Genomic DNA, 21,271 nt, shown 5'->3' with positions numbered 1-21,271 from the left:
TCATCACCGGCTTTCATCACCGGCTTTCGTCACCGGCTTTCGTCACCGGCTTTCGTCACCGGCTTTCGTCGCCTGCCTTCCCCACCCGCCGCGCGGCGACCTGCCGGACATCACCACCCCAAAGTCACCGCACCGGCAAGAATTGCAGAAACTGCGCCCCAAGCAGGTTCTGCACGTAGCCGATACCGGCGCGCCGGTACTTTTCGTCAAGCATTTCCGCGAGGAGATCGAGCCGACCAATGATCTTGCCGAACTCCCGCTCGAAGCTGACGTTGCGCACATCGGCGATTTCGTTCGCCAGCAGCAGCGGCTTGCCCGTCACATCGCGACGGCTTGCCAGCAACCACGCCGCGATTTCCACATTGCGGGCCGCATTGTAAATGCGCTGCGCATCGAGCCCGTCGCTCAAATAAAACACGGTGGTACCCCCGTGGGCAGCGATGATCGTATCCGAGAGACTGAAGACGAATGCCGCCACGCGATCCCCACCGAATGCCGGATCCAGCGAAAGCGACAATGCCCGTACGTCGCGGAGGTCCTTCAGGCCGGTCAACGTTCGTCGTCCCTCGACAGCATCTCGCAATTGCGTCATGGCTTCGGCCTGCGTCGCCGCGCCACCTTTGCGCCATTCACGTGGATTCCGTTTATAGAGCTTGTCCGCCAACCGATACAGACTCTCCAGATTCGCACGCATGCCCAATGTCGCCATGCGATTGATATCGGTCTGCGCAAGATCCGCGGTCGTCATCGACGTCGAGCGGACCTTGCCATGGTCCACTGGCGCATCCTGATACGATGCGCAACCTGCACACATCAGCACAGTGGCCGCGGCGCTGACGGCAACCGTCGTCGCGAGTCGCCACTGCGCGGCGCGCAGTGGCAGGGGTCGTCGTCGGGGAAAGGCGAGCCGTCGTGTCATGGCGATGTCGTTTTGAGTCAGCAACGACTCTACGCGATCGAGGCCCGCCGTCAGCCTTCCGTGCCGCCGAAAAATTGTGACATTCGGTAACGCGTCGCCCCTCGCGCGAGCATCGGCCCGCAAACACGCACCTCACTTTCCGGCCGAACCGCCATCATGGCATCAACGCTTCGCGCAGCGGCGCGAACAGTGGGTGCGCCATTGCTTCTTCGAGCCGCAACACCGGGGTGACACAGCAATCGACGTTGGCAAAGCGCGCCGTCCAGTCGGCTTGTGACGCGCTCGCGAACATGGCGGCCAACTCCGTCTGAAGCGCCAGCGCGTCCTCGCCGCCGACGACTTGCCCCAGCGTCCAGTGACGCGCCTTCCAGTCGGGACGCCCGATCACGTCGCAAAGCGTCTCCCAAAACTTGAGTTCCAGCGCGCCTACCGCCATGTAACGCGCGTCGAGCGTGCGGTACACCTGATAGCACGGCACCCCGCCGTTAAGCAGATCCATGCCCGCTCGCGACACCTTCCCCTGCCGGTGCAGCGCTACCGCGGGCACAATGTTCGAGCGAAACACCTCATGGGTCATCGAGATATCGAGCCAACGCCCGCGCCCTGTACGTTGCGCAGCCACGAGCGCCGCCAGCACGGATTGCACGGCGGCCTGCCCGCCACCATACAAGTCGCCGATCTGAAAGTTCGGGACAATCGGTGCATCGCCCGCATCGCCGAGTTGATCGAGTACCCCGGCATAGCCGATGTAGTTGATGTCGTGCCCTGCCGCTTGCGACATCGGCCCCTGCTGACCGTAGCCGGAAATCGATCCCATGACCAACGCCGGATTCACACGTGCCAGCGTCTCGTAATCGAAACCCAGACGCGCCATGACACCGGGCCGGAAGCCTTCGAGCAAAACATCGGCACGGGCCACGTGGTCCAGGAAGACGGCACGGTCGGCGTCGCTCTTGAGATCGAGCCGCTCGACGGTCTTGCCATGGTTGAGCAGACGCCAGAACGCGCCGGGCGGCGTTTCGCCTTCGCCCAGCATCATCTCGCGGGCGTAGTCACCCGCCCCCTTGTCCTCGATCTTGATGACGTGCGTCCCCATCTCCGCAAGGCGCAGCCCTGCGAGCGGGCCGGGCAGAAGCCGCGTGAGATCCAACACCGTCACGCCGGACAGCGGCTTGTCGGATGCATCGGCGGGCGCGGACGATTCACGGGCATTGGCAACGTCGGGCGATTCGGTCATGGCAAGGGTCGGTGTCGGTGGATGTTCACACCGTACCGCGCCCGCCCCTCCCGCCGCAAGCAGACAACACGCCGACTTCGTTCGGAAAACGCTTAAAAGGGGGCCGTCACCCCTGGCTCGCGCCATCCTTCAAAAAAACGGAACCGGCAGAATCGCCCGAGCCGGATGCATCGTCCGGCGCCGGTCCGTCTACCGGTCCCGCCACTACCCCCTCGCTCAACAGACGCGAGATCTGGCTGTCGAGATACCCCAGATCCCGCAGAATTTCGCTGGTATGCTCGCCCGACACGGGCAACGGCCGACGTGCCGGCAAACGCTGCCCGGCCATCGTGATCGGCAACAGCGGCACCCGCGTCGATTCGCCGTCCTCCGCCATCAGTTCGCCAAGGCCGCCGCTCGCGAGCAGATGCGGGTCGTCGAACAACGCTTCCGGTTTCACGATCGGCGCAAACGGCAGGCCGTGGCGCTCGAAGGCCGCTGCGAGATAGCTCGCATCGAACCCTTGCATCACGTCCCTCAGCAGCGGCAGCAACCAGTCGCGCGCGAGCACGCGGTCATTGTTTGTGGCAAGCCTCGGATCCTCCGACAGATCGTGACGGCCGAACACGTCGCAGAAAATGCGCCACTGCGAGTCGCTCACGACGGCCAGAAAGATCTGTACGCCGTCACGGGCGGTAAACACGTCGTAAATTCCCCAGGCCGATACGCGCGCCGGCATCGGATCGGGCGCCACACCGGTCACGGCGTACTGCTGCATGTGTTGCGCCGCGAGCAGCACGCAATTCTCGAAGAGCGCGCCCTGCACCTCCTGCCCACGCCCGGTCGTCTTGCGTTCGTAGAGGGCGGCGATGGCCGCGAGCGCACCGAACACGCCCCCCATGATGTCGTTGACGGACGCTCCCGCGCGCAGCGGTTGTCCAGGCGGCCCCGTCATATAGGCGAGGCCGGCCATCATCTGTACGACCTCGTCGAGCGCCGTACGGGCAGCGTAGGGCCCGGGCAGAAATCCCTTCAACGACACATACACCAGCCCCGGATTCAGGCGCGACAGCGTCGCGTAATCGAGTCCGATCCGACGCATGCGCCCAGGCTTGAAATTCTCGGTCACGACGTCCGACACACTCACCAGCCGTAAAATCAACTCCCGACCTTCCGGCCGGTTGACATCTACGGCGAGGCTACGCTTGTTACGGTTAAACGTGCGGAAAAAGCCAGCGCCGGTGCCAAGCAGACGACGCGTTGCATCGCCGCCGACCGGCTCGACCTTGATGACGTCCGCACCGAGATCACCGAGGACCATGCCGCAGGCCGGCCCCATGACCATATGAGAAAACTCCACGACACGAATGCCTTTCAACGGCATCGGCGCCGCAGGGGACGCGTCCTGCATTGGCTACCCTCCCGAACCTGCGCGTGACGTACGTAACGTATCGCCGCATTGCCGCGCCCGCCGGCCGGCCGCGTAAGCGGCAAATCCATCACGCCGTAATTGATCGAAGCCTACGATGTACCCTGCCAGCGCACTCGCCGCCACGGTAGCCGGACTGCCCAGCCACATTTGCCCGGGTCCCGAGCGCCCGGGAAAGTTCCGGTTCTGAGCGCTGATGACCACGTCGTCCGGCGCCGTGGACACGCCGGGCCCCGCGTTGACACAGGCGCCGCACCCCGGAGAGAGCATGGTCACGCCCGCGGCCCTGAACACGTCCGCGTACCCCTGTGCCTCGCACCAGAGGCGAACGTCCTCGCTGCCGTATTGCAGATAGAAGCGCACGCCGTCGGCCACACGATGTCCCCGCGAGAGTCCCCATGCGAGCACGTCGTGGCACGCCCGCAGATCGTCGCGTTTGCTTCCGGTGCAAGAGCCACCGTACGCAATGTCGATCGGCACGGCGGCCGGCAACTCGTCGAGTACCACACCGTTTCCCGGGTCGCCGGGACTCGCCACCATGGCCCCCAGTCGCGCACAGTCGATCTCGATCACGTGGGCGTACGACGCCTGCGTATCGCTGTTCATCCACGCCTCCAGCGTGAAATCGATGCCGCGCCGCTCACGCAGGTAGCGAACCGTCTCGGCGTCGGGCGCCACAAGCCCCGTCAATCCACCGATCTCGGCCACCATATTGGTCAGCGTCGCGCGTTCGTCGGTCGACAGATGCGCCACCGCCCCACCGGAAAACTCGATGATCTGACCAATGGCGCGGCCCTCGCGGATATAAGGCAAATGAAGCAAATGCAGTGCGAGGTCCTTAGCGCCGACGCCAGCGGGCAGGCGCGCGCGCAGATGGATGAGGCAGGTGCCGGGCACCGAAAGTCGCGCATCCCCGGTAAGCCATGCGTTCGCCATCTCGGTCGCGCCCACTCCGAATGCGAAGGCACCGACCGCACCGCAATGCGGCGTGTGCGAATCGGTACCGACGACGACCTGACCGGGCAGTGCGTAACGCTCCAGCATCAACGCGTGACAGATGCCTTCCGACCCACCGCCCGCCGCGCGGCCATGCAGACGCACGCCCTGCTCGGCGCAGAACGCCCGTTGCACGCTGCCCAGGCGACGCGCGGCATCCACGATCTGCGGTGTGCGGCTGCCGTCGCCTGACACCGCATCGAGATGCGTCAGGTGGTCCTCGAAGCACAAGACCGACGCAGGATCGTGAAGTGCAGGCATTTCATCGCCGAAGGCGTGCCGCAGAACGCTCACTGCCATCGGGGTCACGTACTCGTGCGAGAACCGCCAATCTGCGGGGACAAACGCCGCATCTCCCGCACGTATGCGGTCCACGCCGAGCGCCCTCGCGATGATCTTTTCGCCGTATGTCATGGCACCCGGCGCATGCGCAGGCTTCGGCGGCACCATGTCCCCGGACAACCTGCGCCGCGTATAGCCGAACAGCCCGCCGCTACGGACGATCGCTTCGCCAAGGGGATCGCAGTCTTCAAGAAACGCTTCGATGGGAACCGCCTCGCCTGCCTGCAAACGTTCGGCAAGCGAGAGATCGGTGGACGTGAGAAGCCCCAGGTTCTGGCAGTTTTGTGCGTAGATTCGCTCGAAACTCTCCGCGATCACGATGCGGATACCGGCACACCACTCCGCAAACGGACTGGCTTCGCGCGACGAGCCTTTGCCGCGCCGAAGCCCCGCCACGGACAGCGCGAAGCCCCCCTCTCGCACGGCTTTCGGCTTGACCGGAAACACGCCCTCCGGTTCGGCCATCCCGTCGTTGCATCGCAATCCGACGTAGATGTAATCGCCCAGCGAATCGTCGAACGCCAGACACGCCCGCGCCGGTGTCATTTCGTCGGTGGAAATCTGATCGCGAAGCGGGCTCGCCTCGGCCCTCGTCAATGTCTCGCCCGCGAGCTGCCGGGTCATCGCCTCGGCACGATCGCTCAACCACAGCACCCGCCCATCCAGTCGCACGGTCGCTTGCATGAGATCGCTCCTCGAATGTTCCCCCATGGGGTCACCCGTCTCGATTGCAAGTTGCGTGCCGGGCCGGCATGCGGCAGCGAGGAAACAATGAAGTCATGACGTCCAAACGCCCGTTCGCCCGACCACCCTCATGGATACTGCCGATTCGCCTGCACCGCGAACGCATTGGTCCATGTGTCGCCCAACCGGATCTGTGCCGGCTTGACCTCGGGTGTAAACGACGCCAGCGCCCTAAGAGCCGTGGCCGGTCCGTCGGCCGGCATCATGCCGTCGGGTGAAAATGCTTCGCGGCAATTCGCGAAAGCCTTCAGATAGAGTGTCTTGTCGCCAAGCAGATAGGGTTCGGGGACGGTCTTGAGCAGTTGCGCCGCCGACGCACGTTGCAGCCACTTGTCCGCGCGCACGATGGCGTTGGCCAGCGCCTGCACCGTGCGGGGATGCTTCTGGATGAAACTCTGGGGGGCGTACATCACGGCCGCGGGCATCGGACCGCCGAACATGGCGCGCGTTCCGGCCTGCGTGCGCGTGTCGATGAGCACTTTCACGTCACCCGACTCTTGCAGCAACGTCATCATCGGGTCCACGTTGGAAACGGCGTCGATCTGCGCGTTGCGCGTGGCGGCGATCACCGTCGCGTTGCTTCCGACGCCCACGATCGACACATCGTTCGGCTTGAGTCCGGCTTTCGTGAGCGCCACACTCACCAGCATGTGCGTACTCGATCCCGGCGCGCTCACGCCGACACGCAGGCCCTTCAGATCCTTGACGGACCTGACCTCGCCAGCCTTGGCTTTCACCACCCCCAACACCAGTTGCGGCGCGGCGCCCAGCACGACGAACGACTGGTACGTCAGCCCTTTGGTCTGCATGAGCAACGTATGTTCGAAGGCGCCGGTGCCCACGTCGGCACTCCCCCCGACGACGGCCTGCAAGGCCTTGGACCCGCCCGCGAAATCGTCGATGGTGACGTCGAGCCCCTCTTCCTTGAAATAGCCGAGCTGCTCGGCGATGGTGAGCGGCAGGTAATAAAGGCCCGGCTTGCCGCCCACGGCAATCGTAATCTTGGGCTTTTCGAGGGGTGGCGCAGGCGCGGCCGACGCCCCGGCACTAAGGCTGAGCGCTATCAGGCCCAACGCCATCAGCGTAAGGACGAGAACCAGACGTCCCACGGCTTCGCGCACGCGGCGCGCTTCGGCATGTGTCATCGCGTGTCTCCTCCCGCACAGTGCGAGATACAGGCGCGCCCCGGCTCGCCGGCCGGAATCGCTATCGGCTTCCAGAGCATCCGCTGCACGAGACATCGCGACAAGAGGTGTTTCGGCATGCCAGACATCGCGGTTCACGATGCCTCTGGCGTCCCGTCCTTGTTCCCCCCCGTTACGTTACGTGCGCACAGGTGGTCGACCAGCATGCGCGAGACCACCGGCAAGGCGTCGTAGCGGCGCACACAGACGACCAGCCGCCGGTCGGCCCACGAATCCGTCAACGGCACCATGCGCAGTGCCTCGCCATTCGTTACCTGCGAATAGATCCCAACGGCCTCTTTCGGGGCGATCGCCAGACCGAGTTGGGCCCGCACCATGCGGCACACCGCTTCGAACGTGGAAACATGGATTCGGAACTTGACCGTCTTGCCCTGCTCGGCGGCAAGGCGCCGGAATACGGCGTACATGGCGCTGTCCGGATGCACACCGATCTGATCGAAGTCGAGGGTTTCGATAAACGCCAGTTGTGCCGCGCCAGCCAACGGATGGTCACGGTGCAGCACCGCCACGATCCGATCGAGACGATAGGGGAACACTTCGACGTCGCGGGTGTCGACGGCATCCCAGCAGATACCGATGTCCGTCGCGCCGTCGGCCACACCGCGCACGACCTGGGCGCTGGTGTGCTCTTCGAGGTCGACCTTGACGCCTTCGTGCCGGCGCAGGAAAGCACCGAGTTCGTCGGGCAATGTTTCGACAATCGAGGAAACGTTGGCGAAGATGCGAATGTGGCCGCGTACGCCACTTGTGTACTCGGACAAGTCGCCCTGCATCTTCTCAAGACTGCGGAGCACGTTGCGTGCGTGATGCAGCAACGCCTCCCCCGCCGGGGTCGCCCGCACGCCCCACTTGTGCCGTTGCAGGAGCGCCGAGCCGACCAGCGATTCGAGGTCGTTGATTCGCTTGCTGACGGCCGACGGCGCGATGAACTCCCGCTCGGCTGCACGCGCAATGCTGCTCTCTTCACAAACGGCGACGAATAACCGCAACGAGACGAGATCGATCCGCCAAAGCGCCATGCCTGTCTCCCGGAGGCACTGCATTGACCGCGATTTTGCGGCGCATGTGGCGAAAACGCCACTTGGGACCGCCCCTGACCCTGCGTGAATACAACACCGGTATGTCGTCGGTCATGAATCGCCGTCGGCGTGTCGGCCATTTCGGCCATTTCGGCCATTTCGGCCATTTCGGCCATTTCGGCCATTTCGGCCATTTCGGGCATTTCGGGCATTTCGGGCATTTCGGGCATTTCGGGCATTTCGGGCATTTCGGGCATTTCGGGCATGTCGGAACCGGCCATGCCGTTCCATTGTCCGCAACAGACTCGGAAGCGTGTCCGAAGGCAACGATCGACACGAAAGCGACATCGTCCAAAATGGTTGCAGGCCGCCGTCGGACGTCTCGCGTCCGGAGAAATGTCCTTGCGCCGATCCCTCCCCGGACAGCCGCCTAGCGCATCGCCCCCGCCAGCAAGACGGCAGTCCAACCGCCGTCAGCTGCGTTGAGCGGCGCCTCGGGCGGTGGTGCCGTCGCCAAGGCCATGAACAGCCAACATTTGCAAATGATGATCGCAATCATTTTGTTGACGCTCAATCATCCCGGCTTCGTTGCCGGGTCTGATTTGACTATAGTGCGACGCTATCGGCGCGGCAACTGTGAAACGTTTCTAGTTTTTCAAAAGACGTGGTGGCGCGCATGCAGGTTGAAGGGGGTGCGCAGGTGGGCGGGTGGGGAAGCCGAGCACCGGCGCGGCCATCGGGGCGCACCGCGATCCAGGCGGCTGTCAGGCGCGACGCGAAATGGCGCGCGCCAGCACGAGTACGGGCAACAGGCCGACCAGCACCAGCGTCAAGGCAGGCACCGCCGCTTCGGCGAGCCGTTCGTCGGCCGCAAGATGACTGGTGACGACGGCAAGCGTGTCCATGTTGAACGGCCGCAACGCGAGCGTGGCCGGCAGTTCCTTCATGACGTCGACGAAGACCAGCAGCGCCGCCGTCAACACGCTGCGACGCAGCAGCGGCAAGTGAACACGGCGCAACATCGACCAGCCACCGACACCAAGACTGCGGGCGCTGGCGTCGAGATTGGGTGCGATTCGCGCGAAGCCGGCGTCCACGCTCTGCAGCGCTGCCGGAAGGAATCTTACGAGATAGGCGTAGATCAATACGCCTCCGGTCCCGGCGAGCACGAGACCGTTGGCGCCGAACCGGTTCCCCAGCCAGGTATCGAGATGCAATACGGGCGTGAGAATGCCCAACGCAATCACCGCGCCGGGAATCGCGTATCCGACACCGACGAGTCGTACGGCAATACGCGTTACGCGTCCCGGCGCCAGGCGTTGCGCGTAGCCGAGCACAACGGCAAATACGCACGCAACGGCGGCCGCCACCGCAGCGAGGCGAACGGTGTTGTACACCCATTCGCCATAACGGGGCCAGGGCACCTGATCCAGTTCGGAAACCGCCAGGCGCAGCATGATGAGTGCCGGCAGCACAAAGCCGACGATGAGCGGCACCGCACAGCCTACCGTCGCGAGCATGGCCCGAAAACCCGTAAGCCGCGTACGGCGAGACGTTGTCCGCGCCCGCCCGGGAGCGCCGTAATAACGCAGTCGCGAGCGACTACGTGCCTCGGCGATCAACAGGAGGAGCACGGCGAACAGCAGACATGCGCACAGCTGTGCCGCCGCCACGCGATCTCCCATGGAAAGCCATGCGCGGTAGATGCCGGTCGTAAAAGTGGGTACCCCGAAGTAGGCGACTGCGCCATAGTCCGCCAGCGTCTCCATGAGAACGAGTGCCACCCCCGCCACCAACGCCGGTCGCGCCAGCGGCAGCGCCACCCGGACGAAGGCTTGCGGCGGCGTGCACCCCAACGTGCGTGCGGCTTCGAAAAAGCGCTGGCTGTGGTCCGCAAACGCGGTACGGGCGAGCAGATAGACGTATGGGTAGAACGCCCCCGCAAAAACCCACGCGGCGCCATACCACGACCGAACTTCCGGAAACCACGTTACCCGGTCGACGGCAAGCAGGCGACGCAGCGCGCTCTGCACCGGCCCGGCGAATTGCAGGAAATCGGTATAGGCATAGGCCGTCACGTAGGCCGGCATCGCGAGCGGGAGAATCAGCGCCCACTCCAGCACACGCCGCCCCGGAAATGCGTAGTGCACGACCAGCCACGCGCTCATCACGCCCATGATCAGCACACCGCCGGTGACTGCGAGTGAAATGCGCAACGAATTGAGCGCGTACTCGGGCAGCACCGTCTCGAGCATGTGCGAAAGGACTTCGCGAGTTTGTGCGTCGCCCGCGGCCAATGCCGCAAAAATCCCGAACATCGGCACCAGAACAATCAATGCCGGTATCCAGGCGACCATCCCCCAGCCCCAGGCACCGGCATGACGCAGACGACGCCGGTGCCGATCGCGCCCGGGCCGATACGGTGCATGACCGGTGGCGTCCGCCGCAGTCTCGTTCGCCCCGGTCGCCGGGGCAAAGGACAGCCGCCGCGCCCCGATGGCATCGGACGACAAATCGGCGGCAGGGGAATCGGCTGCGGTGTGAGACTGAGGCGTCGATGACATCGGCAATTCGTGAGCGGAACCGGTAAACAGGTGGATGGGCGAATGGGTGGGCGCGCAGGCGCTATGGGCGAATCAAGCGGCAGAACAATCGCCCCAATACCGTCAGATACGACGCAAATACGTGACCTGCGGAAAGCGGCAAACAACTTGATCGACTCCGGTCGCTAACCGCATATTGCGTATCGCCTGAAGGAACCGAATGACACTCCCCGGTCTAAAGCGTTGTAAATTATACGCATTCGCAACCACGTCTCTGACGTGGCCCCGCACGGAAAGTGCCCCCGCGCCATCGCGCGGACAGATAAACGCCCCAAAACCTGCCTGCGGCCTCGCGCCGACATCGCCGCTCCCGACACCGATGCCCCTGCCCTATCTGCTGCTCGACCATATCTCGGTCACTTACGACACCGCCGGTCACGTCCACACTGCCGTACGCGATCTGTCGCTGTCATTGGCACGCGGAGAGATCGGATGCCTGCTCGGTCCTTCGGGTTGTGGCAAGACGACTGTGCTTCGGGCCGTGTGCGGCTTCGAGCCGTTGGGCGGCGGCAGGATCGTGCTCGACGGCCGCGAAGTCGCCAACGCGCAACTGAGCGAGCCGCCGGAGCGTCGGCATGTCGGCGTGGTGTTCCAGGACTACGCCCTCTTTCCTCATCTGAACGTTGCCCAGAACATCGGCTTCGGTCTGGCCCGCATGGCGCGAGCCGAGCGACGGGAGCGTATCGAGATGCTCGCGCAGCGCGTCGGCCTGGCGGGCGCGCTGCGAAAGTATCCGCACGAGCTCTCCGGGGGCCAGCAGCAACGTGTCGCTCTCGCCCGAGCGCTGGCGCCCGCCCCTGCACTATTGCTGCTCGACGAGCCCTTCTCGAACCTAGACCTCGACCTGCGCGAGCGTCTGGCCGTGGAAGTGCGCGACATCATCCGCGCAAGCGGCGCGACCGCAATTCTCGTCACGCATGACCAACATGAAGCCTTCGCCATGGCCGACCGCATCGGCGTGATGCATGCCGGCGCGATCGCGCAATGGTCGCCGGCGCGCGAACTGTGGCGCACGCCGGCCAACCGGGTGGTCGCCGACTTCATCGGGCGCGGCGCGCTGATCCCAGGCACCTTCCGGGGCAATGCGGATGGCGGGGGCATCTCGCTCGAACTCGGAGAAATTTCCGTATCGGCGGCGCTGGCCGACAAGCTCCTGCGCAACGCCGACAAGGGTGCGTACCCGCTGAGTGTCGAGGTGCTCCTGCGCGCGGACGACATCTCGCACGACCCCGCCAGCCCGTTCGAAGCCACGCTGGTGCGGCGCGCATTTCGCGGCGCCGATCAGCTCTACACGCTGCGCCTGGCCTCCGGCAGGGAAGTCGTGGCCAGAGTCGACGGCGACCTGGCTCACGAGGCGGGCGAACGCGTGGGGCTGCGCCTGACGGTGCGGCATCCCGTGGCGTTTGCCGCGAGCCCGGTCTCCATCTGAGCCGCGCGAAACGCACCGTCACCCGGAGGCTGGTAAAATCCGGCAAAACGGATGGGCCTATGAAACAGTACCTCGACTTCATGCGCCATGTACTCGAACATGGCACCGACAAGACCGACCGCACGGGCACTGGCACGCGTTCGGTGTTCGGCTATCAGATGCGCTTCGACCTGCAGGAGGGGTTCCCGCTCGTCACCACGAAAAAAGTGCACATCAAGTCGATCGTGCACGAACTCCTCTGGTTTCTCCAGGGCAGCACCAACGTGCGCTACTTGCAGGAAAACGGCGTGTCCATCTGGAACGAATGGGCCGATGCCGACGGTGAACTCGGCCCCGTCTACGGTGCGCAATGGCGTTCCTGGCCGACGCCTGACGGCGGCCATATCGATCAGATTACGCAGCTTGTAGACCAGATCCGCTCGACGCCGGATTCGCGACGCCTGATCGTCTCCGCGTGGAACGTCGGCGAAATTCCGCGCATGGCGTTGCCGCCGTGCCATGCGTTTTTCCAGTTCTACGTTGCCGACGGCAAGCTCTCGTGCCAGCTTTATCAACGCAGCGCGGATATTTTCCTGGGTGTGCCGTTCAACATCGCGAGCTATGCATTGCTCACGCACATGATGGCGCAGCAAACCGACCTGCATGTCGGTGATTTCGTCTGGACAGGCGGCGACTGTCATCTGTACAACAATCACCTCGAACAAGTGCGTACGCAACTCGAACGCGAGCCGTTCCCCCTGCCGAAGCTGGAGATCACCCGCAAGCCCGATTCGATCTTCGACTACAAGTTCGAAGACTTCCACATCGCCGGCTACGAGGCGCATCCGCACATCAAGGCACCGGTGGCCGTATGACGATTCTTACGCTGGTGGTCGCCCGCGCCGAAAACGGCGTGATCGGGCGCGACAATCAATTACCGTGGCGTTTGCCGGAAGACCTCGCCCACTTCAAGCGCACGACGCTGGGCAAACCGGTCGTGATGGGCCGCAAGACATACGATTCGATCGGACGTCCGCTGCCGGGCCGCCGCAACATCGTCGTGTCGCGCAATCCCGATTTGAAGATCGAGGGTTGCGAGGTGGCGGGCTCGCTGGTGGATGCGATGCGGCTGTGCGTCGGTGTCGAGGAGATCTGTCTGATCGGCGGCGCACAGTTGTACGCGGAATCGCTGGCGAGCGCGGACAAGGTCGTGGTGACGGAGATCGCCAAAGCCTTCGAGGGTGACGCGCATTTCCCCGCACTTTCTCCCGCCCAGTGGCGCGAGACGGCACGCGAGACGCACCACTCCCCCGCCCCGAACGATTTCGACTATTCGTTCGTTACCTACGAACGGGTCTGATCCGGCACGCTTGGATGCCCGAGCGTTTCTCAGGCGCTCAGATTGGCGCGCGGCACGTCGGTTGCCGCGTCGCTTTGCGCCTGCTCATCGCTGCGCATCGCAGACACCGCGCTTCTCGCGACATGCACGCGGTCGCGGCCGAGCCGCTTGGCAGCGTAGAGCGCTTCGTCGGCCCACGCGATCAGTCGATCCGGGGTGTCGCGTACGTCCCCTTGCTGCGGGACATGAGTCGCGCATCCAACACTGACAGTGACCAGTCCGTGCGGCCCCGGACCGGGTTTCGCCAACGCGCGAACGCTGTCCGTAACGCGCGTTGCCACGAATTGCGCTCCCTTCTCGTTGGTGTCTGGCAGCACGATGACGAACTCCTCGCCCCCATAACGCGCCACCAGATCGGTCGGCCGATGCGTGGCGCGCATCAGCGCAAGGGCGACGTGCTCCAGACACTCGTCGCCCGCGGGGTGTCCATACTCGTCGTTGTACCGCTTGAAGTGATCGACGTCGATCATCAACAGTGACAGCGCCCGCCCCGTGCGACGCGCCTGTTCGAAATCCCCGGGGAAACGGTCGTTGAAATAGCGACGGTTGTAGATGCCGGTGAGCGCATCGCGATTGCTGTATTCGATGAGCCGCAAGTGAGCGCGAGTGAGTTCCCGGTACAGACGCGTCACTTCCCACACCAGCACGCAAACGAGCAATCCCGGCGCGGACATGCTGAAAAAGCGGGCGAGATACCAGCCAAGCGAAAACCGGATCGTACTCATCAGACTGAGCACGGTGTCCGTCACGCAGGCAAGAACGGCCAGCGCCACCCACAGGTCGAGGACAGTACGCGCCCGCCCCATGCCAAGCACGACGCCCAGCGCGACGAGATTCAGGACAAGCAGCACGATACCGGCACCGCTTGTGGAGAAATCGCCCGGTGCCGTTGCCGGGGCCAGCGCCGGCGGCAACGGGACAGTCAACGCAATCAGACAAAGCAGTACGCCCGCAGCGAGTGGGACACCGACGAACAGCCACAGGCCTCGCCCCGGCGAAGGGAGGTGCGCGACGGATTGCGGTGCGAAAAGACGCCGCGCGGTCATGGCGATCAGAACGAGCGCAGGAAAACCGGCATGCCAGAAAACCCAGATCCAGCCCGAGGTGCCCGGATGGGCGCCGAACAATCCCGTTGGCGCGAAAAGCCCGGGAAACGTCAGCAGTTGCATTGCGACGGTCAGCGCCGTGAATGCGTAAGCCCCGGCGAGCAACCCGAAGACAGGTAAGCGGCTCACCTGGAACTGCGCGCAAAGCAGATACGACGCAATCGTTGCAGTCGTAAACACCGTCAGCCCGCACATCGGCAGGAATGGGGCGATAGCCGGTAACCTGGCCGTCGCCTGCGGCGCCGCCAATAGCAGGGAGGCGAGGATCGCGATCGCCAGACAGCCGGCAAAAGCCCGCTGTCCGCGCGAAGCCCGCTCCATGAGAAAACCGTCCATGTCGCCCCTTTCGCTTCGGTGAGCGTGACCCGGATTCGACGGTGCCATCCACGACGATCACCGCAAACACCGGCGACCAATTAGCCGCAGCATGCACCAAAACCCGCCGTCTGCCAACGTGGCACTGGTTCGTCGCACAAACGAAAAACGGCGTCGACGGGCTACCTTCGGATAACCTGTCGACGCCGTCGGCGTCGCACGGAGACAACATTTGCCGGCCGCGAACTCGACGATCACGGCGAAGGGAAACGCTCGTTTTGAACGTCTTCTTCGTCCGCCCGGTCTGCCTTAGTCCCCCCTCATGCGCTTTCGTTACCTGTCGGCACCGGTTCCTCGGTTTGCGGCACTCATGGATCTGGCGGCCGCGCCGCGGCGATCAACCACCCAAATACGCCTCCAGCACGCGCGGATTCCCCAACAGATTCCGGCCGGTATCGTCGAGCACGACCTTGCCGGTCTCGAGCACGTAGCCATGTTGCGCAATCTTGAGCGCCTGACGGACGTTTTGTTCCACCAGGAAGATGGTCAGGCCATCGGCGTTGATTTCCTTGAGCGTGGCGAAAATGCCCTGCACGATGATCGGCGCGAGCCCCATCGACGGCTCGTCGAGCAGCAACAGGCGCGGGCGGGCCATCAGCGCACGCCCAATGGCCAGCATCTGCTGCTCGCCACCGGACAAGTTCCCGGCCATCTGGTCGATACGCTCCGCAAGCCGCGGGAAACGTTGCAGCACCTTGTCCAGATCGGCCTTCACGTTCTGCTTGTCGCGTCGCGTGTACGCCCCCAGTTCAAGATTTTCCCGCACCGACATGGTCGTGAGCGTGGCACGGCCTTCGGCCACCTGCACCAGTCCGCGCTGCACGATCTTGTTGGGCGCCAGCCCGCCGATGTCCTCGCCTTCGAAAAGGATGGTGCCAGCCTGCTTCCTGATGAGGCCGGACAGCGCGAGCAACGTCGTGGACTTGCCCGCACCGTTCGCGCCCACGAGCGAGGTGATCTCGTGCTCCCGCAGCGCAAAGTCGACGCCTTTCACGGCCTCGATATGCCCATAAGCCACTTTCAGGCCCTTCACTTCGAGCAGCGCGCTCATGCCTTGTCCTCCGCGCCAGCCGCGAGGGCGGCCTCATCATCGTCGTCATCACGGCCAAGATAGGCTTCGATGACCTGCGGGTTGTGCTTGATTTCGTCCGGTTTGCCTTCGGCGATGATGCGGCCGAAGTTCAGTACCGCAATGCGCTCGCACAAGCCCATCACGAAACGCATATCGTGCTCGATCATGAAGATCGTGTAACCGCGCGCCTTGATGTTCTCGATCTCGCTCATGAGATCGACCTTCTCACCTGTGTTCATGCCGGCGACCGGCTCGTCGAGCAACAGCAGCTTGGGCTCCGTCGCCAGCGCACGCGCCAGTTCGAGCTTGCGCTGGTCGCCATACGACAGGTTGTCGGCGATGTCGTAAGCCTTGTGATCGAGCTTGACCCACGAAAGCAATTCATGCGCACGTTCGCGCGAGCGTTTCTCCATGTCGCGGAAGCCCGGCAGCGAAAGCAAAAGACCCGCCGGCCCATAGGCGAGATGACGGTGCATCCCGACCACCACGTTCTCGATCAGCGTCATCTCCTTGAAGATGCGGATATTCTGGAACGTACGGGCGACGCCGCGTTGCGTAATCCGGTGAGGTTTTTCCCCCACCAGGCTCTCGCCGCCGAACGTGATGCTGCCGCCCGTCGGCTGCAACAGGCCGGTGATCAGATTGAAGACCGTCGTCTTGCCGGCGCCATTCGGGCCGATCAGCCCGAAGATCGTGCCTTGCGGCACCTCGATGTTCACGTCCTGAAGCACGTGAAGGCCGCCGAATCGCTTGGAAATATTGGAAAGCTTGAGCATGTCGTGTCCTCCGTCCGCTTACGTGGAAGAGGCCGAGCGCGCCTTGCCGGCACGGAACCAGCGGCGAAAACGCATCGGATCCCAGATGCCCTTGGGCAGGAACAGCACGATCAGCACCAGAATCAGGCCGTTGACCACCAGACGGAAATCGTTGAACGCACGCAGCAACTCCGGCAACAACGTCAGGATCGTGCTGCCGAGCACCGGCCCGACCAATCCGTTGATACCGCCGAGAATCGCCATCGTCAGAATTTCGACACCGCGATCGAACCCGAACTCGTTCGGCCCGATGAAGAACGTCAGATGCGCATTGAGCGCGCCGGCAAGCCCCGCCAGCACAGCGCCCAGCACGAACGCCAGCATCTTGTAGCCGGTGACGTTGATGCCCATGAGGCCCGCCGCCGTCTCGTCTTCCTTGATGGCTTCGAACGCACGGCCGACCTTGGAGCGACGCAGACGCCACAGTACCGCCAGCACGATCGCGACGGCCGCGGCGACATGCCACCATTGCGTGAGCTGCGGAATGCCGTTCAGACCGAGCGCGCCGCCCGTCATGTCTTCGGTGTTGAGAATCAGCACGCGCACGACTTCGCCGAAGCCGAGCGTCGCCATCGCGAGATACACGCCCGACAGACGCAGCGTCGGCTTGCCGATGATGAACGCCACGAGCGCGGGCGCCACCATGCCGCCCGCGAGCGACACCGCGAACGGTGTTTCGTAATTCATCGTCAGCAACGCCGCGGTGTAGGCGCCGATCCCCATGAAAGCGGCGTTGGCCATCGCCAGCATGCCGCACGAGAGCGTGAGATAAATCGACAGGGCCAGCAGCGCGTTGGTGCCGAGAGTCAGTACCAGATTGCTGTAAACCGCCCAGAAATTATTGAACCAGTCCATTGCGCCCCCGTGATTACGCTTTGCGCTCGAGCACTTTGCCGAACAACCCCTGCGGACGCACCAACAGGATCAGGAACAACAAGCCGAAGGCGACGGCGTCGCGCATGTTCGAGCCGATGTACGCCACCGACAACACTTCGGCAAAGCCGAGGAACAAGCCGCCGATCATCGCGCCGCGAATGTCGCCCATACCGCCAAGAATGATCACGGCGATGCCCTTGTGCAGCATCGGCTGCCCCATGAGCGGGAACACGGCGTTGGAGTACAGACCGATCAGCACGCCGGCCATGCCGCCCAGCCCGGCTGCGGCAAACGACGTGGCAAGGAACAGGCCTTCGACGTTGATGCCGAGCAGGTATGCCGCCTTCGGCGACTCGGCGATGGCACGCAATGCGCGTCCCAATTGCGTCTTCTTGATCGTGGCGATGAGCACGGCCATGAGCGCAAACGAGATGAAGATGATCGCGAGTTCGAGCACCGTCATGTGCACGCCGGCCACCGTGATGGTGTCTTGCGAGACGACGTCGTACGGGAAGCGCAGATTCTCTGCGCCGAACACACCTTGCACACCGTTGTTGAGCAAAATGCCCACGCCGATGGTCGCAATCATCGGAATCAGGTGAGGCGCGCCGCGCTTGCGCAACGGCTTGAGTATGAGCACGTCGATGACCAGACCGAGCAGACCTGAGGCGACGACGGCCGTGACGATCGCTGCCCACAGCGGCAGATGCAGATGCACGACCGCTTGCAGCGCCGCATAGGCACCGACCATGAAAACCGCGCCGTGCGAGAGGTTGATAACGCCGAGGATGCCGAACACGAGTGTGAACCCGAGCGCGAACAAGGCGTACACGCACCCGAGGGAGAGCGCGTTGACGAGTTGCTGTTCCAGCATGGTGTGTATTCCAGCCTGAGGGACGGAGGCACGCGCCACCAGGGGGTGCGACGTGCGCCAGAAACGCCGATGGGCGTAGCGCCTTTCGGCCCTACGCCCATGCGGACTTCTTCAAGTACTGCCGGGCTGCTTACTTCTCGATGACGTACTTGCCACCCTTCGTCACGCTGACGATCGGCGCCTGCTGCGCATCGTAGCCGGCCGGCTTGCCGCCCTTGCCCGTCGCCTGACGGAAGGCGAACTTGCCGGTCGCGCCGTCATGCGTGACCTTCGGCAGCGCGTCGCGCAGTGCCTTGCGGTCTGCGTCGAGATTGCCGGAGATCTTCACGTTCTTGATCGCCCCCGCCGCGATGTACATCGCGTCGTACGACTGCGCGGCGAACTGGTCGGGCGCCACGTTGTACTTCGCCTTGTAAGCCGCGATGAACTTCGTGTTGGCCGGCGTGTTGTTCTCGATCGACCACGGGCTACCCACCCACAGGCCGTCCGAGCTGCCCTTGGCCAGGTCGAAAATCTTGACCGAGTTCATGCCGTTGCCGCCGATGAACGGCACATTGATGCCGAGCTGACGCGCCTGCACCATGATCGGTGCGCCTTCGGCAATCAGCGCCGAGAGCACGATGGCGTCCGGGTTGGTGGCCTTGATCTTCGTGAGCTGAGCCTTGAAGTCGACGTCGCCCTTGGCGAACGTTTCGGTCGTGGTAACCGGGATCTTCAGGTCTTCGAGCGCCTTCTTGAAGTTGTCGTAGCCGCTCTTGGTGAACACGTCGTCGTTGCCGTACAGCACGGCCACCTTCTTGATACCGGTGTGCTTGGCCGCGACCTTGATGGTCTCCGGCAGCACGTCGGCTTCGGTCACCGAATTACGGAAGATGTAGTCGCCAATCGACGTAATGCCATCGGCCGTGTTCGACGTGCCGAAAGCCACCGTCTTGCCGGCCTGAGCGATGGGGTCGGCTGCCTGAGCCGAGTTCGACAACGTCGGGCCGAAGACCATGAGCACCTTGTCCTGGAAGATCAGCTTCTTGAAAACGTTGATCGCCTCTTCCTTCTTGCCCTGCTCGTCTTCGATCTGAAGCACGAGCTTGTTGCCGTTGATGCCGCCGGCGGCGTTGATTTCGTCAGCAGCGAGCTGGAAACCGTTCTTGATGGCCGCACCGTATTGTGCAGCACCGCCCGACAGTGCTTCGGCCACACCGATCTTCAGATCGGCTGCGTGGGCCGCAGCCACCATCCCCGTAGCGACAAGCGCGCTCAGCAACTTGGTCATGGTGCTTTTCATGAGTCCTCTTCCTCCAATACCTAGTCTCTAGTTATGAGAAGGCGCGCCTTATGAGCGCGCCCATTACCCTAACTACCGTATCTGTTCTTAAGCCACGGCTTAAGAAAACTCCTAAGCATATCGCAAACTGCCTCGTCCGGACACGATAATTGAGCATTTGCCCCGCAATGGCGCACAAATGCAACGCGTTTGTGGCGCCACGACGGCGTTTCGCAGCATCAATGACCGGCAATGGTCATTTGTTCAATCAGGACTGACCCGACTTCCTTCGTACCGCGTACCAGCGTGTCCGCGCCGATCGCGACGATCTGCCTGAACATGTCGTTCAGATTGCCCGCCAGCGTGATTTCCTCGACCGGGTACTGAATTTCGCCATTTTCGACCCAGAAACCCGACGCGCCGCGCGAATAGTCGCCAGTGACATAGTTCACGCCCTGCCCCATCAATTCGGTCACCAGCAGACCGGTGCCGAGCTTGCGCAACATGGCACGGAAGTCGTCGGTCGGCGCCGTGAGCTTGCTGTACATGCGCAGGTTGTGCGACCCGCCGGCGTTACCGGTCGTTTGCATGCCGAGCTTGCGTGCGGAATAGGTCGACAGGAAGTAGCCCTGGACCACACCGTCGCTCACCACGTGGCGGGCACGGGTCTTCACACCCTCCTCATCGTACGGGGCGCTGCCCATCGCACGGGGCACGTGCGGATCTTCATGGATGCCGACGTGATCAGCGAACACCGGCTTGCCGAGCGTGTCCACCAGGAATGTCGCCTTGCGGTAGAGCGCACCACCGCTCACTCCCTGAACGAACGCACCGAGCAAGCCCGCTGCCAATGGTGCTTCGAACAGGACCGCACACTTGCGCGTAGACAGCTTGCGGGCATTCAGACGTGCCAGGGCACGCTCGGCCGCATATCGGCCGACCGCCTCGGGCGACGCCAGATCGGCGGCGGCGCGCTTGGAGGAGTACCAATCGTCACGCTGCATATGACTGCCGGAGCCTGCAATCGGCGACACCGACAGGTAGTGACGCGAATACGGATAGCCGGAGAGGAAACCGCGGGTGGTGCCGAGAAGGAACTGCGAATGCTGGGCGGAAACGGCCGCGCCTTCGGAGTTGCGGATGACCGGACTCACGTCGAGCGCAGCTTTCTCGGCACGGCGCGCCAGTTCGACCGCCTCGTCCGCCGTGATGCTCCACGGGTGGAACAGGGACAGATCCTGCGGATGCATTTCGAGCAATTCGGATTCTGCGAGGCCGGCACAATCGTCTTCCGCGGTGAAGCGGGCGATGTTGTAGGCAGCGTCGACCGTGTCATGCAGCGCCTTGCGTGAAAAGTCGGAGGTGCTGGCATTCCCGCGTCGCTGACCGATGAATACGGTGACGCCGACCAGCTTGTCACGGTTACGCTCGATGGTCTCGACCTTTCCGCGCCGCACCGAGACCGACAGGCCGTCGCCTTCGGATATCTCGGCCGCCGCGTCGGTTGCGCCGAGCGAGCGGGCGTACTGCAACACGTCGCTGACGATTTCCTTGAGTTGGTCCTGGGTATGCGTGAAGTGCTGGGTCGCTTGGGACATCGGCGCGATTCGGT

Annotated in this window: 18 protein-coding genes; 4 read left to right on the top strand and 14 right to left on the bottom strand. The window is 63.6% G+C overall.

All coding sequences use genetic code 11. The features are described from left to right. Positions 1–124: 124 nt before the first annotated feature. The 6 genes from AB870_RS07770 to AB870_RS07745 form a co-directional block, all read right to left on the bottom strand. The gene (locus AB870_RS07770) at positions 125–814 is read right to left on the bottom strand and encodes a hypothetical protein (RefSeq protein WP_047908952.1); all 690 of its coding nucleotides are present in this window, start codon (positions 812–814) and stop codon (positions 125–127) included. Between the two features lie 259 nt (positions 815–1,073). After that, positions 1,074–2,156, bottom strand: a complete 1,083-nt coding sequence (locus AB870_RS07765; protein ID WP_047907559.1) for a CaiB/BaiF CoA transferase family protein — start codon at positions 2,154–2,156, stop codon at positions 1,074–1,076. 106 nt (positions 2,157–2,262) lie between these two features. Next, positions 2,263–3,546 (bottom strand): CaiB/BaiF CoA transferase family protein, encoded by a 1,284-nt coding sequence (locus AB870_RS07760; protein WP_047907558.1) that lies wholly within the window; start codon positions 3,544–3,546, stop codon positions 2,263–2,265. 3 nt (positions 3,547–3,549) lie between these two features. Next, entirely contained in the window at positions 3,550–5,586 is a 2,037-nt protein-coding gene (locus tag AB870_RS07755; protein WP_064674794.1) for an aconitase family protein, read from the bottom strand. 128 nt (positions 5,587–5,714) lie between these two features. Further along, a complete protein-coding gene (locus AB870_RS07750) occupies positions 5,715–6,791 on the bottom strand; it encodes an ABC transporter substrate-binding protein (protein WP_084663442.1) in 1,077 nt (358 codons plus the stop codon). A gap of 134 nt (positions 6,792–6,925) precedes the next feature. Continuing rightward, positions 6,926–7,870 carry a LysR family transcriptional regulator gene (locus AB870_RS07745; RefSeq protein WP_047907557.1) on the bottom strand — a complete coding sequence of 315 codons (945 nt, stop codon included), beginning with the start codon at positions 7,868–7,870 and terminating at the stop codon, positions 6,926–6,928. Positions 7,871–7,893: 23 nt separating this feature from the next. Here AB870_RS07745 and AB870_RS26320 point away from each other — a divergent pair, with 23 nt between their 5' ends. Then, a complete protein-coding gene (locus AB870_RS26320) occupies positions 7,894–8,304 on the top strand; it encodes a hypothetical protein (RefSeq protein WP_157112271.1) in 411 nt (136 codons plus the stop codon). A gap of 330 nt (positions 8,305–8,634) precedes the next feature. On the opposite strand, the gene AB870_RS07740 is transcribed toward AB870_RS26320, so the two are convergent. Beyond that, entirely contained in the window at positions 8,635–10,434 is a 1,800-nt protein-coding gene (locus tag AB870_RS07740; RefSeq protein WP_174554718.1) for an ABC transporter permease, read from the bottom strand. Between the two features lie 358 nt (positions 10,435–10,792). Between AB870_RS07740 and AB870_RS07735 the strand changes: the two genes are divergently transcribed. The 3 genes from AB870_RS07735 to AB870_RS07725 are packed head-to-tail and all read left to right on the top strand — an operon-like array spanning position 10,793 to position 13,241. Beyond that, on the top strand, positions 10,793–11,902 hold the full coding sequence (locus AB870_RS07735; RefSeq protein ID WP_047907555.1) for an ABC transporter ATP-binding protein: 1,110 nt from the start codon (positions 10,793–10,795) through the stop codon (positions 11,900–11,902). A 59-nt stretch (positions 11,903–11,961) separates the two neighbouring features. Next, on the top strand, positions 11,962–12,756 hold the full coding sequence (locus AB870_RS07730) for a thymidylate synthase (protein ID WP_047907554.1): 795 nt from the start codon (positions 11,962–11,964) through the stop codon (positions 12,754–12,756). After that, on the top strand, positions 12,753–13,241 hold the full coding sequence (locus tag AB870_RS07725; protein WP_047907553.1) for a dihydrofolate reductase: 489 nt from the start codon (positions 12,753–12,755) through the stop codon (positions 13,239–13,241). Before AB870_RS07730 ends, AB870_RS07725 begins: the two co-directional genes overlap by 4 nt. A gap of 29 nt (positions 13,242–13,270) precedes the next feature. Here the strand turns inward: AB870_RS07725 and AB870_RS07720 are convergent, their stop codons facing one another. The 7 genes from AB870_RS07720 to pmbA form a co-directional block, all read right to left on the bottom strand. After that, on the bottom strand, positions 13,271–14,722 hold the full coding sequence (locus AB870_RS07720; RefSeq protein ID WP_084663438.1) for a sensor domain-containing diguanylate cyclase: 1,452 nt from the start codon (positions 14,720–14,722) through the stop codon (positions 13,271–13,273). 376 nt (positions 14,723–15,098) lie between these two features. Then, a complete protein-coding gene (locus AB870_RS07715; RefSeq protein WP_047907552.1) occupies positions 15,099–15,812 on the bottom strand; it encodes an ABC transporter ATP-binding protein in 714 nt (237 codons plus the stop codon). Then, complete coding sequence (locus AB870_RS07710; protein WP_047907551.1) at positions 15,809–16,609, bottom strand: ABC transporter ATP-binding protein; 801 nt, start codon at positions 16,607–16,609, stop codon at positions 15,809–15,811. The genes AB870_RS07715 and AB870_RS07710 overlap by 4 nt, the downstream gene beginning before the upstream one ends. 18 nt (positions 16,610–16,627) lie before the next feature. Beyond that, positions 16,628–17,503 (bottom strand): branched-chain amino acid ABC transporter permease, encoded by an 876-nt coding sequence (locus AB870_RS07705; RefSeq protein WP_047907550.1) that lies wholly within the window; start codon positions 17,501–17,503, stop codon positions 16,628–16,630. 13 nt (positions 17,504–17,516) lie between these two features. After that, the gene (locus tag AB870_RS07700) at positions 17,517–18,398 is read right to left on the bottom strand and encodes a branched-chain amino acid ABC transporter permease (RefSeq protein ID WP_047907549.1); all 882 of its coding nucleotides are present in this window, start codon (positions 18,396–18,398) and stop codon (positions 17,517–17,519) included. A 130-nt stretch (positions 18,399–18,528) separates the two neighbouring features. Continuing rightward, positions 18,529–19,680, bottom strand: a complete 1,152-nt coding sequence (locus AB870_RS07695) for an ABC transporter substrate-binding protein (RefSeq protein WP_047907548.1) — start codon at positions 19,678–19,680, stop codon at positions 18,529–18,531. 218 nt (positions 19,681–19,898) lie between these two features. Further along, complete coding sequence (gene pmbA / locus AB870_RS07690; RefSeq protein WP_157112270.1) at positions 19,899–21,257, bottom strand: metalloprotease PmbA; 1,359 nt, start codon at positions 21,255–21,257, stop codon at positions 19,899–19,901. Positions 21,258–21,271: the final 14 nt, after the last annotated feature.

The sequence above is a fragment of the Pandoraea faecigallinarum genome (assembly GCF_001029105.3).
In the GTDB taxonomy this organism is placed as follows: domain Bacteria; phylum Pseudomonadota; class Gammaproteobacteria; order Burkholderiales; family Burkholderiaceae; genus Pandoraea; species Pandoraea faecigallinarum.
Note: the sequence above shows the minus strand (reverse complement) of the source record. Positions and strands in the feature narration are given on the sequence as shown.

Bases quoted from the DNA above. Each gene is read 5' to 3' on its own strand.
- AB870_RS07770 (WP_047908952.1), bottom strand. From the start codon at position 814: ATGTGTGCAGGTTGCGCATCGTATCAGGATGCGCCAGTGGACCATGGC.
- AB870_RS07765 (WP_047907559.1), bottom strand. From the start codon at position 2,156: ATGACCGAATCGCCCGACGTTGCCAATGCCCGTGAATCGTCCGCGCCC.
- AB870_RS07760 (WP_047907558.1), bottom strand. From the start codon at position 3,546: ATGCAGGACGCGTCCCCTGCGGCGCCGATGCCGTTGAAAGGCATTCGT.
- AB870_RS07755 (WP_064674794.1), bottom strand. From the start codon at position 5,586: ATGCAAGCGACCGTGCGACTGGATGGGCGGGTGCTGTGGTTGAGCGAT.
- AB870_RS07750 (WP_084663442.1), bottom strand. From the start codon at position 6,791: ATGACACATGCCGAAGCGCGCCGCGTGCGCGAAGCCGTGGGACGTCTG.
- AB870_RS07745 (WP_047907557.1), bottom strand. From the start codon at position 7,870: ATGGCGCTTTGGCGGATCGATCTCGTCTCGTTGCGGTTATTCGTCGCC.
- AB870_RS07740 (WP_174554718.1), bottom strand. From the start codon at position 10,434: ATGTCATCGACGCCTCAGTCTCACACCGCAGCCGATTCCCCTGCCGCC.
- AB870_RS07735 (WP_047907555.1), top strand. From the start codon at position 10,793: ATGCCCCTGCCCTATCTGCTGCTCGACCATATCTCGGTCACTTACGAC.
- AB870_RS07730 (WP_047907554.1), top strand. From the start codon at position 11,962: ATGAAACAGTACCTCGACTTCATGCGCCATGTACTCGAACATGGCACC.
- AB870_RS07725 (WP_047907553.1), top strand. From the start codon at position 12,753: ATGACGATTCTTACGCTGGTGGTCGCCCGCGCCGAAAACGGCGTGATC.
- AB870_RS07720 (WP_084663438.1), bottom strand. From the start codon at position 14,722: ATGGACGGTTTTCTCATGGAGCGGGCTTCGCGCGGACAGCGGGCTTTT.
- AB870_RS07715 (WP_047907552.1), bottom strand. From the start codon at position 15,812: ATGAGCGCGCTGCTCGAAGTGAAGGGCCTGAAAGTGGCTTATGGGCAT.
- AB870_RS07710 (WP_047907551.1), bottom strand. From the start codon at position 16,609: ATGCTCAAGCTTTCCAATATTTCCAAGCGATTCGGCGGCCTTCACGTG.
- AB870_RS07705 (WP_047907550.1), bottom strand. From the start codon at position 17,503: ATGGACTGGTTCAATAATTTCTGGGCGGTTTACAGCAATCTGGTACTG.
- AB870_RS07700 (WP_047907549.1), bottom strand. From the start codon at position 18,398: ATGCTGGAACAGCAACTCGTCAACGCGCTCTCCCTCGGGTGCGTGTAC.
- AB870_RS07695 (WP_047907548.1), bottom strand. From the start codon at position 19,680: ATGAAAAGCACCATGACCAAGTTGCTGAGCGCGCTTGTCGCTACGGGG.
- pmbA (WP_157112270.1), bottom strand. From the start codon at position 21,257: ATGTCCCAAGCGACCCAGCACTTCACGCATACCCAGGACCAACTCAAG.